Source organism: Streptomyces lasalocidi (assembly GCF_005280215.1).
Classification (GTDB): Bacteria; Actinomycetota; Actinomycetes; order Streptomycetales; family Streptomycetaceae; genus Streptomyces; species Streptomyces longwoodensis.
Window position 1 is genome coordinate 4,056,431 of record NZ_SZNQ01000001.1, and the last position, 11,377, is coordinate 4,067,807.

The window sequence follows — 11,377 nt, forward strand, 5'->3', positions numbered from 1 at the left end:
CGTCGTCCGTGCGGCGGGGGCCGTGGTCCCCGCCGCACCCGTCACCGGTCCGCTGCCTCCACGCGCGCGAGGAACGCGGCCAGGGCCTCGTCGAAGGCCGCCGGGGACTCCAGGTTCGGCAGGTGCGCGGTACGGGGGATCACCGCGAGGGTCGCGTCGGGGAGCGCGGCGTGCAGGGAGCGGGCCTCGGCGACCGGGGTGTACGTGTCGTCCTCGCCGACGACCACCAGTGCCGGGACGGTGACCTCGGCCAGCAGGGGGCGGTAGTCGGGGCGTTCGGCCCGGCCGCGCAGGGCCGCGGCGGCGCCCTCGGGGGAGGTGGCCGTCATCATGCGGTGGACGTGGGCCTTGACCTCGGGGTCGGCGTACGGGGCGACCATCTTCTCCAGGACCTCGTCGGCGTAGCCGCGCAGACCCTCGGCGAGCAGCCGGTCGGCCATGGCGGCGCGGGCCGCCTTCCCGGCGCTCGTCTCGGGCGCCGCCGAGGTGTCCGCGAGGACCAGGCCCCGGACGCGGTCGCCGAAGCGGGCGTAGCACTCCAGGGCGATCTGGCCGCCCATGGACAGGCCGGCCAGGACGAAGCGGTCCACGCCCAGGGCGTCGAGCAGGTCCTCGACGTCCTCCGCGAAGCGGGACAGCGGGGTGCGGCCGGGGGTGACCGGGGACGCGCCGTAGCCGCGCAGGTCGGGCGCCACGACCCGGCGTTCCGCCGCGAACGCGGCCACCTGCGGGGCCCACATCGTGCGGTCGAAGGGGTGGCCGTGGATCAGGACAAGGGGAAGCCGGGGGGAATCCGCGCCTTTGTCCTCGTATGCGAGGAAGGGGGTCATGGGAGCGACCCTAGGTGCGGCCAACTCCTCGGTGCAATATCGTCTTTGCCCTCGGTGCAATGCCGGGGACGCGGGTGTGGGTGTGGGCGGGGGCGAGGGTGAGGGGGCCGGGCGTGGAGTCCTATCGGCGCATCGTCGAGCGGATCGCCGGTGACATCCGGGACGGGCGGCTGCTGCCGGGGCAACAACTGCCACCGCAGCGGCTGTTCGCCCGGCGCCACCGCATCGCGCCCTCCACCGCCGGGCGGGTCTACGGCGAACTCGTGCGGCGCGGGCTGGTCGTGGGCGAGGTCGGACGGGGGACGTTCGTGCGGGCCGCGCCCGAGGCGCCGGCGGGGCGGGCGCTGGTGGAGGGCGGCGGGCCGCGCGACGTGGTGAACCTGGAGCTCAACTACCCCTCGGTGCCCGGCCAGTCGGAGCTGCTGGCCCCCGCGCTCGCCCCGCTGCTGCGCCCCGACGTCCTCACCGAGGCCCTGCGCCCGGCCCCGGCGACGGGCACGAAGGCCGCCCGCGAGGCCGTGGCGGCGCTGCTCGCGGTTCCGGGTGCGGGTGCCGGAGGGGGCGCGGGAGGTGGCGCGTGCTCCTCCCCGGACGCCGGGCGCCGCGTTCGCTCCGGCCCGGAGCCCGGGGGCGGGGCCTGCCCGTCGCCGGGCGCGGTCCCCGGCGTGTGCTCCTGCCCGGACGCCGGGCGCGGCGCACGCCCCGCCCCGGGCGGCTGGCGGCCCCATCCAGGGCAAGTGGTGTTCACCGGGAACGCGCGGCAGGCCATCGCCGCCGCGCTCGGCTCGCTCGTGCCGGCCGGGGGGCGGGTCGGGGTGGACGAGCTGACGTATCCGCTGGTCAAGGAGATCGCCGGGCGGCTGGGGGTGCGGCTGGTGCCGGTCGCCGGGGACGAGGAGGGGATGCGGCCGGACGCCCTGGCCGCCGCGCACCGCTCGGGCGCGCTGTCCGCCCTGTACCTCCAGCCGGCGCTGCACAACCCGACCTCGCGCGCCACGGGCGAGCGACGGCTGACCGAACTCGCCGCGGTGATCGGCGACCTGGGGCTGCCGGTCGTGGAGGACCGGATCTGGTCCTTCCTGCGGCCCGGGGCCGTGCCGCTCGCCGCGCACCTGCCCGGCCTCGCGCACGTCGTGGACGGGCTGTCCAAGCGGGTCGCGCCGGGTCTGACCGTCGGGTTCCTCGTGGTCCCGCCGGAGCGGGTGGAGACGGTCGCCGCCGCCGTGCGGTCCGGCGGGTGGAGCGCGGGGAGGTTCGCGCTGGAGGCGGCGGTGCGCTGGCTCGGGGACGGGACGGTGGAGCGGCTGGTCGCGGCCAAGCGCGAGGACGCGCGGCGGCGGCAGGAGCTGGTGCGCGAGCACCTGGACGGGCTGCGCGTGCGCAGCGACCCCGGCGCCTACGTCGCCTGGTGGGAGCTGCCCGCGCCCTGGCGGGCCGACACCTTCACCGCCGCCGCGGCCGCGCACGGCATCGCCGTCACGCCGGGCACCGCCTTCGCCGTCGACCCGCACCGCACACCGGACGCCGTCAGACTCGGCCTAGCCTCGGCTCCGCCACGAACCCTGGCACGAGCGCTGCGAACCCTGGCCGCCGTCGCCCGCGCGGGGCCGCCCGGCGGGTGAGCCGGGTGACGGTGGCCGTCGGCAGACCAGGGACGGTACCGCACGCCGGGGGCGTCAGGGCGCCGCGGACCCTCGCCACCGTCGCCCGGGCGGGCCCGTCCGGCGGGTGAGCCGGGTGACGGTGGCCGTCGGCAGGCCGAGGACGGCACCGCGCGCCGGGCGTCGTCAGGTTCGGCCTCGCCTCGGCTCCGCCGCGCGGGTGCCCTGGGACGGGCGCTGCGGACGCCCGCCGCCGGGGCCGCGCACGGCGGCGCCGTGACCCCGGGCGCCGCCCTCGCCGTCGACCCGGACACCGGACGCCGTCAGGTTCGGCCTCGCCTCGGCTCCGCCGCGTGGGCCCTGGAACGGGCGTTGGGGAGGCCCCCGCCGGGGCCGCGCACGCCGCCGCCGTCTACGACGCCCTCGCCGTCGACCCGCGCCGCACGCCGCGCCTCGTCAGGCTCGGGCTCTTCTTGGTTCCGTTGGGGAGCCCGGGACGGGTGGTGTGGGGGCTCGGCGGCGGCGGACGCGGAGGGTTGCCCGGCGGGTGAGCCAGGTGATGGCGGCCGCCGTGAGGCCGAGGACGAGCAGCAGCCACGACGCGGTGCGCAGGGTCGCGGTGAGGGCGTCGTAGACGGCGGCTGCGGCCGGGCGGTGGGCCGGGTCGCGCAGGTCGTCCAGGGTGAGGCGGCGCCCGATGGCCACCGCGAGGCCCAGGAACGCCCCGCCCAGCGCGGTGCCCAGCGCGGTCGCGGTGACGGCGCGGCGGCGGCACGCGGCGACGGTGATCCCGGCGACGCCGCAGAGCACGGCCGCGAGCGGCAGCCAGAATCCGGCGGTGTGCAGCACGTGGTAGCCCTTCCTCAGGGCCGCCAGCTCCCCCGGCGGCAGGACCGCGACGGGCCGGTGCTCGACCGGGAGGCGGGCGGCGAACGGGGCGTGGTCCTCGGTGAGGCGGCGTTTGAGCGGGGTGGTGACCGTGGCCAGGTCGACGGTCACGGGTCCGGCGCGGGTGTCGTCGTGCAGGGCCGTCATCACCGCCGCGTGCGCGGCCTGGTTGCCCGCGTCCCAGGCGGCGCGGAAGGCGGGGGTGGCGGTGAAGGAGCGGGCCGCGTCCTCGGCGAAGACCCGGTTCACGCCGATCTCCTGGGCGATGCCGTCGCCCACGGAGTCCGCGACGGCCTCCCGCACCGCCGGGTCCGCGGCCAGCGGTGCCATCGTGGTGACGTAGCGGTCGGTGTCCGTCAGGTCGTACGCCGCCCAGGCCGCCAGCGTGCCCAGCGGCACGAGCAGGCAGGCCAGCGCGATCAGGACGGCCGAGGAGGCGGTCCTCAGACGGGGCGACACCCTTCAAGCCAACGGCGCCGGAGGGCGTGCCGCGAGCGAGCGTGGGCCGTTCGGGTGGGCGGCCCCGGCGCCGGGAGCTCATCTGCCGCGCCGGGTTCCCCGGTCGCCGGTGCGCCATGATGGGCCCGTGGACTTCGAGCCGTACCGGGGCGAGTTGGTGGCGTACTGCTACCGCATGCTGGGCTCCTTCCACGAGGCCGAGGACCTGGTGCAGGAGACGATGCTGCGCGCCTGGCGGGCCCGCGACCGGTACGACGCCACGCGCGCGTCCGTGCGGACCTGGCTGTACCGGATCGCGACCAACGCCTGCCTGACCGCGCTGGAGGGGCGCGCGCGGCGGCCCCTGCCGTCCGGCCTGGGCGCGCCGAGCGAGGACATCGGGGCGCCGCTCGCGCCGGCCCTGGACGTGCCGTGGCTGGAGCCCTTCCCGGACGCGCGCCACGACGTGGAGGTGCGGGCCGACCTGCGGCTGGCGCTGGTGGCGGCGCTCCAGGTGCTGCCGCCGCGCCAGCGGGCCGTGCTGGTGCTGCGGGAGGTGCTCCAGTTCTCCGCCGCCGAGGTCGCCGAGCAGCTGGGGACGACGGCCGCGGCCGTGAACAGCGCGCTGCAACGGGCCCGCGGGGCCGTCGCGGAGGTGGGCGGCGCGGACGAGGTGGCCGAGCCGGGCGATCCCGAGGTGCGCGCGGTGGTCCAGCGGTACGTACAGGCGTTCGAGGCGGCCGACGTCCCCGCGCTGGTACGGCTGCTCACCGACGACGCGGTCCTGGAGATGCCGCCGGTGCCGCTGTGGTACCGCGGCAGCCGCGACTACGGCCGGTTCCTGGACCGGGTGTTCGCCCTGCGCGGCACGGGCTGGCGGATGACGCCCCTGACCGCCAACGGGCAGCCGGCGCTCGCCGCGTACGCGCCGGAACCGGGCGGCGGGCACCGGCTGCACTCCCTCCAGGTGGTCACGGTCACCGGCGGCCGGGTCGCCCGCACCGTGGTGTTCGCCGACCCGAGGGTGGGCGAGGCGTTCGGCCTGCCCGCGCGGACCGGCGGGGACGCGTTCCGTCCGGAGCGATGAGCCGGGCCGGTGCCGCCGGTACGTACCGGTGAGCACCGAGCGAAGGGACACCTCTCATGAGCGTCATCGTCATCGAGTTCATCACCCTGGACGGCTTCGTGTCCGACCCGGACGGCTCCCAGGGCACGCCGGGCGGCGGCTGGGCCTTCCGGCACGGCCCCGAGGCGGTCGCCGGGGACAAGTTCCGGCTGGGCGCCACCCTCGACGAGGGGGTCCTGCTGCTGGGGCGCACGACGTGGGAGCTGTTCGCGCGGATCTGGCCGGGACGCGACGACCCCTTCGCGGCGCGGATGAACGCCGTTCCCAAGCAGGTCGTCTCCCGGACCCTGACCGACGCGTCGGCATGGGGCAACTCCGGGATCGTCGGCGGTCACCCGGTCGAGGCCGTGCGGCGCGAGGAGCGCGACGTGGTCGTCACCGGGAGCCTCGGCGTGGTGCGTGCGCTGATGGCCGCGGACCTGGTCGACGAGTACCGGCTGCTGACCTTCCCCACCGTGCTCGGCGCGGGCCGGCGGCTCTTCCCGGACACCGGCCCGTACGCCGACCTGGAGTGCGTGTCGGCCGAGCGGGCCGGCGCCGCCGTCCTGGGGCGGTACCGCAGGACGGCGGCGTGACGGGGTGACGGGGCGGGTGGCGGGGCTACCGGATGCGGTGGCCCGCCGCGTCCTCGCGGGTGTAGTAGCGGTAGAAGAGCAGCCCGAACGCGCCCGCCGAGACCGCGAGCGACATGAGCACCGCGCGGCCCACGCTCGCGTCGGTCTGGCTGTAGATGAAGCCGAACGCGCAGCCGATGAACGCCGTCCACAGCGCGGCGTGCAGTTCGCGGGGCAGGCGCCCGGCCAGGGTGCGCACGGCCACGTACAGCACTATGAACGCGAGGGCCGTGACGAAGCCGAACAGAACGTTCCAGCCCGTGATGGGGCCGCCCGAGCGGCGGATCTCGGCGGTCCACCAGCCGTAGACGAGGCCGAGCGCGACGGGCGTCACCACGGCCATGACCCGGTGGACGTTCGCGTCGAAGACGTCGGGTGTCCGGTGCATCCCGGTGGGCGTGCCCGCGGTGGGTGCGGCGTTGGCCATGGGAGCACTCCTCTCTCTCCTGGCTTCTCCTGCCTGGCTTCTCCTGGCTTCTCTGGCTTCTCCTCGCCCCGGCTTCCAGGGCACACCCGCAGCGGAGCGGGGGCAACTCGGGCGGCGGCGGCGCGGATGCGGGCCCGGTCGGGGCGTGTTTGTCTGGGCCCATGAAGCGGAGGGCCCGAGCCGGACGCCCGCCCGCGCCGTCGCACGTCCCGGGCCGGCCGGGCGTCGCCACAGCCGTCGTGCAGCGCCTGAACCCGGCCCCGCGCCGGGCCGTGCTCCAGCGGCAGCAACTCCTGCGGTTCCGGGGGCACAGCGTCACCTGGCTGGTGCCGCTGCTGCTGCTCGTGACCATCACGGTGGTCGACTTCAACACCACGGGACGGTTCCGGATCGTCTCGTGGTGCGTGTTCGTGTCGGCGATCGCCGCCGCGCTGTGCGGGGTGTGGACGACGGTCGCCTTCTCCGTGCTGTCGCTCGGCACCTACATCGGGACCGACTTCGCCGCCGCCGAGCAGTACAAGTCCGGGGCCGCCGACTTCGTCCTGGTCGCCGTGGGCGGCGTGCTGTCCGTGCTGGCCTGTGAGCTGCGGGTGCGCGGGGAGCAGCGGCTGATGCACATCATGGACGTCGCCGACACCACGCGCCGCACCGTGCTGCGCCCGCTGCCGCCGTCCTGGGGCGGCCTCGACCACGCGGCGGTGTACCTCGCCGCCGACGCCGAGGCCCGGGTCGGCGGCGACTTCTACGACGTCCAGCCCGGCCCGCACGGCACCCGGGTCCTCGTCGGGGACGTGCAGGGCAAGGGGCTCGGCGCGGTGGAGGCGGCGGCCGCGCTGCTCGGCACGTTCCGGGAGGCGGGCTACCACGAGGCGGACCTGGCGGTCGTCGCCCGGCGCCTGGAGACCCGGATGCGCCGGCACCGCACGCACATCGGGGCGCTCGGCCGGTCCGACGGCGACCGGTTCGCGACCGCGGTCCTGGTCGGCTTCCCCGAGGACGACGAGGGGTACGTCGACCTGGTCGGCTTCGGGCACGAGGCGCCGCTGGCCGTCGGCCCGGACGGCTCCGTGCGCCGCCTCCCGCAGGGCGACGGTCTGCCGCTCGGCCTCGCCGACCTCACCGCCGACCCGGGCCCGCCCCGGGTGCGGCGCGTGCCGCTCGCCCCCGGGGAGACGGTGCTGATGGTCACCGACGGGGTCACCGAAGCCCGCGACGAGCAGGGCTGCTTCTACCCGCTCGCCGACGAGCTGGGCCGCGCCGTGGCCCGCGACCCCCGGCTCGCCGAGCCCGCCCGGCTGGTGCGGTTCGTGCGCGACGGCACGCTGCGGCACTGCGGCGGGCACCTCGCCGACGACACCACGGTCTTCGCGGTACGGCGCACCGCGCGTGACGCCCCCGTACGGGGACGTTCGCCGTCCTGACGCCCCTCTTTGCAGGCGCAGCGGTTACGGTGCTGACGTACGTGATCGAAGGGGGAGGGGACCATGCCCGGAACCGTGCTGCTGCTGGCGGCCTCGCCCGTGGGCCGGGGACGCCTGGTGGACGCCGCCTCCGTGCTGCCCGTGCTCGCGGCGGTGCCGCCCGCGGTGCTCGCGGGGACCGACACGGCGAACGTCGTGGAGCTCGCCGATCCCCTGGAGCCACAGGCCGTCCTGACCCGGCTGCGGGCCGCGGCGACCGCGCCCGGACCGCTGACGCTGTTCGTCACCGGCCAGCTCCAGCTGGACCGGCGCCAGCGGCTGCCGCACCTCGCGCTCGCCCGCACCACGCCCGCCACCGTGCGCTACACGGGCCTGCCCTGGCACTGGCTGCGCGAGGAGCTGCGGCTGCGCCCGCCCGGGAGCACCACCCTGGTCGCCGACCTGCACGCGGACCCCGAGGCCTGGCAGTGGCTCGGCGCCAACCCCTTCGACTGCGGGCGCACGACCGCCGTGTACGGGCGGATCGCGCCGCCCCGGGGCCGGCGGACGGTGGCCGCGCCGACGTACATGAAGGCGGTCGCGACGATCCTGCGCAGCGGCAGCCGTCCGGCGGTGGACCAGCTCCACCAGGCGGCCGTGACCCGCGTGGCCGCGGACGGGGAGGTCGGCGACCTGCTCCTGCCGCAGCACCTCGTCCCGGCCCAGCAGCAATGGCCGGTGCCCGTACCGGCCGGGACCGGGCAGCAGCCGGTGGCCGCGCCCGCGGGACCCGCACCGGGCAGTGGTGGTGCGGTGGTTCCGGCCGGGGCTCCGGCAGCCGTTCCCGCCGCCCGGCCGTCCGCGCCCGGCGCGTCCCCCGATCCGCACACCGCCATCTCCGCCGCCGTCAAGGACGGGCGGCACCGCGAGGCCGACGACCTCGCCGCCCAGTGGGAGCGGCAGGCACGCGACACCCACGGCGACGGGTCCGACCAGGCCCTGCACTGGGCCGAAGTACGCGCCGACCTCGCCATGTTCGCGGGCGACGCCGAGCGCAGCTGCCACACCTGGCTGACCGTCGCCGAGGCCCGCCTCGCCGCGGGCCAGCCCGCCGACGCGCCCGCCGTGGAGGCCGCCGTCGACCGCGCCCACCACCAGTGGGGGCGCATCGGCGACCCCGCCCGCGCCCGCGAGCTCGGCCCCGCCCTCGCCGAGCTGCGGCGCCGGGTGCCGGGGCGGCGGGAGGGTGCGCTGGACGACGTACGGGGACGGTTGCGGGACTTGCAGACGCAGGCGTAGTCGTCCGGCTACGCTCTGCTACATGGCCAACATCCGTGAACTCGACCCGAGCGCCTCGCCGTTGGACTACTTCGGCTACGAGCTGCGGCGCAAGCGGGAAGCGGCGGGCATGCGGCTGGCCGACCTGGGGTCCGTGATCTTCTGCACGGGCTCCCTGGTCGGCCAGATCGAGACGGCGAAGAAGGTCCCGACGCGGGAGTTCGCCGAACGGGCGGACGCGGCGCTGATGACGGACGGGTTCTTCTCCCGCCTGGTGGGGCTGGTGCTGCGGAGCCAGTTGCCGACGTGGTTCCAGGCGTTCGCGGACTTGGAGGCGAAGGCTGCTTACATCTCCACGTATCAGGCCCAGATGGTCTACGGCCTCCTGCAGACCGAGGCGTATGCCCGCGCGGTGTTGGCGACCGGTGTGCAGGAGCGGCTCGACGAATTGGTGGCCGCGCGCATGGAACGGCAGCGCATCCTCGCGCGCGAGGAGCCGCCGTTGACGTGGATCATCCTCGATGAGGCGGCGTTGCACCGCCCCGTCGGGGGCCGCGAAATCATGCGGCAGCAACTCGCCCACCTGTTGACCTTCCTCAGCGGTAAGTGGGTCCGCATCCAGGTGCTGCCGTTCCAGGCGGGTGAACACGCCAGCCTGATCGGGTCGTTCACCAGCCTGCGCTTCGACGACCACCCGGACTTGGTGTACACCGAGGATTTGATCTCGGGCCACATGACGGCCAGTCCGGACACCGTCCGCGAAGCCGCCCTTCGTTACGCTCACTTGCAGGCGTCCGCCCTCTCCGTGGAGGATTCGGCGGCACTGATCACCCGCGTAATGGAGGAACGCTATGGACACCAGCAATACCCCGGCGTGGCGTAAGTCCAGTTACAGCGGCAACACCGGCGGCGAGTGCCTCGAAGTCGCCGCCCTTCCCACTCGCGTCGCCGTCCGCGACTCCAAGAACCCCGACCACGGCACCCTCACGCTCACGCCGGAGGCCTTCGCCGCGTTCGTGGGGTTCGTGTCAGCGTCCTGACAGTGCCGTGTCAGGGCTCCCCAACACGCTGGGGGGCATGAAGAGTTCGGCAATCGCAGTCACGGGACTGCGCAAGGCGTACGGCGACAGGGTCGTGCTCGACGGCATCGACCTGGACGTCGCCGAGGGATCGGTCTTCTCCCTGCTCGGTCCCAACGGGGCGGGCAAGACCACGACGGTGAACGTCCTGACCACCCTGGTCGCGGCGGACGCCGGCACGGTACGGGTCGCCGGGCACGACGTGTCCGGCGCCACCCGTGAGGTGCGTGCGGCGATCGGCGTGACGGGACAGTTCGCCGCGGTGGACGACCTGCTGTCGGGCCGCGAGAACCTGCGGCTGATGGCGGACCTGAAGCGGGTGCGCGACCGGGACCGGGTGCTCGGGGGGCTGCTGGAGCGGTTCGACCTGACGGAGTCGGCGGACCGGCTGGTGTCGACGTACTCGGGCGGGATGCGCCGCAAGCTGGACCTGGCGATGACGCTGGTCGGCGGCCCGCGGATCATCTTCCTCGACGAGCCCACGACCGGTCTTGACCCGCGCAGCCGGCGCACCCTGTGGGGCATCGTGCGCGAGCTGGTGGCCGAGGGGACCACGGTCTTCCTCACCACCCAGTACCTGGAGGAGGCCGACCAGCTCGCCGACCGGATCGCGGTGCTCGACCAGGGCCGCGTGGTCGCCCAGGGGACCCCCGACGAGCTGAAGCGGCAGATCCCCGGCACCCACGTGCGGCTGCGGTTCGCCGACGGCGACGCGCTCGACGCGGCGGCCCGGGTGCTGGCCGGGGCCACGCGCGACGACCAGGAACTGACCCTGCGGGTGCCCGGCGACGGGAACGTGAAGTCGCTGCGGGCCCTGCTGGACCGGCTCGACGAACACGAGATCGCCGCCCAGGAGTTCTCCGTGCACACGCCGGACCTCGACGACGTCTTCCTCGCCCTGACCGGGCGCCCGAGCGCGGAGGAGAGCGCGAAGTGAGCAGTGTCCCGTCGGCCTGGACCGACTCCGCGATCATGCTGCGCCGCAACCTGACGCACACCCGGCGCAACCCGATGGTCCTGTTCAACGCGGTGCTGTTCCCCGTGGTGATCATGCTCCTGTTCGTGAAGGTGTTCGGCGGCGCGTTCGACGTGGGCGGCGCCTACGTCAATTACGCGACGCCGGGCATGCTCGTGATGGCCGTCGCCTACGGGCTCGGCGCCACCGCGATGGCCGTCCACGACGACATGGCGAAGGGCGTCATCAACCGCTTCAAGGTCATGGACGTCTCCCGCGGGGCGGTGCTGACCGGGCAGGTCGTGGTCACCACGGTGCGCTGCCTGGTCGCCAACGCGGCCCTCGTCGGCGTGGCGTTCGCGATGGGGTTCGACCCGCGGGCGGGCGTCCTCGACTGGCTGGGCGTGGTCGGACTCGTCATCCTGCTGAGCTTCGCGACCGGCTGGCTCACCATCGCGCTGGGGCTCGCCGCGAAGAGCGTGGAGTCGGCGGGCCTGACGAGCGTGCCGCTGGTCATGCTGCCCTTCCTCAGCAGCGCGTTCGTCCCCGCGGACACCATGGGGGCCGGGGTGCGGCAGTTCGCCGAGTACCAGCCCTTCACCCCGGTCATCGAGACCCTGCGCGGGCTGCTGGCGGGCCACCCGTCGGGCGGTGACGCGCTCGCGGCGGTGGCCTGGTGCGCCGGGCTGTCCGTGGTCGGGTACCTGTGGGCGGTGTCCTCCTTCAAGAAGCGCGCGTGAC

General features: G+C 75.4%; 12 protein-coding genes. 9 read left to right on the plus strand and 3 right to left on the minus strand.

The genetic code is table 11. From position 1 onward, the window contains the following. Positions 1–41: 41 nt before the first annotated feature. The gene (locus E4U91_RS18170; protein WP_137307836.1) at positions 42–830 is read right to left on the minus strand and encodes an alpha/beta fold hydrolase; all 789 of its coding nucleotides are present in this window, start codon (positions 828–830) and stop codon (positions 42–44) included. Positions 831–943: 113 nt separating this feature from the next. On the opposite strand from E4U91_RS18170, the gene E4U91_RS18180 reads away from it, so the two are divergent. Beyond that, positions 944–2,452, plus strand: coding sequence for an aminotransferase-like domain-containing protein (locus tag E4U91_RS18180; protein WP_241678620.1), 1,509 nt, complete (start codon positions 944–946; stop codon positions 2,450–2,452). A 435-nt stretch (positions 2,453–2,887) separates the two neighbouring features. Here E4U91_RS18180 and E4U91_RS18185 read toward each other — a convergent pair whose 3' ends face one another. Further along, positions 2,888–3,778: a hypothetical protein gene (locus E4U91_RS18185; RefSeq protein ID WP_137307837.1), complete on the minus strand. Its 891-nt coding sequence runs from the start codon at positions 3,776–3,778 to the stop codon at positions 2,888–2,890. 127 nt (positions 3,779–3,905) lie between these two features. Between E4U91_RS18185 and E4U91_RS18190 the strand changes: the two genes are divergently transcribed. Together E4U91_RS18190 and E4U91_RS18195 are read left to right on the plus strand one after the other, a co-directional pair. Continuing rightward, on the plus strand, positions 3,906–4,844 hold the full coding sequence (locus E4U91_RS18190) for a sigma-70 family RNA polymerase sigma factor (RefSeq protein ID WP_137307838.1): 939 nt from the start codon (positions 3,906–3,908) through the stop codon (positions 4,842–4,844). 56 nt (positions 4,845–4,900) lie between these two features. Continuing rightward, a complete protein-coding gene (locus E4U91_RS18195) occupies positions 4,901–5,458 on the plus strand; it encodes a dihydrofolate reductase family protein (RefSeq protein WP_137307839.1) in 558 nt (185 codons plus the stop codon). Positions 5,459–5,483: 25 nt separating this feature from the next. Here the strand turns inward: E4U91_RS18195 and E4U91_RS18200 are convergent, their stop codons facing one another. Further along, entirely contained in the window at positions 5,484–5,924 is a 441-nt protein-coding gene (locus E4U91_RS18200; protein ID WP_137307840.1) for a hypothetical protein, read from the minus strand. A 161-nt stretch (positions 5,925–6,085) separates the two neighbouring features. On the opposite strand from E4U91_RS18200, the gene E4U91_RS18205 reads away from it, so the two are divergent. The 6 genes from E4U91_RS18205 (at position 6,086) to E4U91_RS18230 (ending at position 11,376) form a co-directional block, all read left to right on the plus strand. Continuing rightward, complete coding sequence (locus tag E4U91_RS18205; RefSeq protein ID WP_137307841.1) at positions 6,086–7,345, plus strand: PP2C family protein-serine/threonine phosphatase; 1,260 nt, start codon at positions 6,086–6,088, stop codon at positions 7,343–7,345. Between the two features lie 63 nt (positions 7,346–7,408). Further along, positions 7,409–8,623: a hypothetical protein gene (locus E4U91_RS18210; RefSeq protein WP_137307842.1), complete on the plus strand. Its 1,215-nt coding sequence runs from the start codon at positions 7,409–7,411 to the stop codon at positions 8,621–8,623. A gap of 22 nt (positions 8,624–8,645) precedes the next feature. After that, positions 8,646–9,485, plus strand: a complete 840-nt coding sequence (locus E4U91_RS18215) for a helix-turn-helix domain-containing protein (protein WP_137307843.1) — start codon at positions 8,646–8,648, stop codon at positions 9,483–9,485. Next, a complete protein-coding gene (locus E4U91_RS18220) occupies positions 9,454–9,642 on the plus strand; it encodes a DUF397 domain-containing protein (protein ID WP_137307844.1) in 189 nt (62 codons plus the stop codon). Before E4U91_RS18215 ends, E4U91_RS18220 begins: the two co-directional genes overlap by 32 nt. A gap of 37 nt (positions 9,643–9,679) precedes the next feature. Further along, on the plus strand, positions 9,680–10,618 hold the full coding sequence (locus tag E4U91_RS18225) for an ATP-binding cassette domain-containing protein (protein WP_137307845.1): 939 nt from the start codon (positions 9,680–9,682) through the stop codon (positions 10,616–10,618). Continuing rightward, positions 10,615–11,376 carry an ABC transporter permease gene (locus E4U91_RS18230; RefSeq protein ID WP_137307846.1) on the plus strand — a complete coding sequence of 254 codons (762 nt, stop codon included), beginning with the start codon at positions 10,615–10,617 and terminating at the stop codon, positions 11,374–11,376. Before E4U91_RS18225 ends, E4U91_RS18230 begins: the two co-directional genes overlap by 4 nt. The last annotated feature ends 1 nt before the right edge of the window (position 11,377 follow it).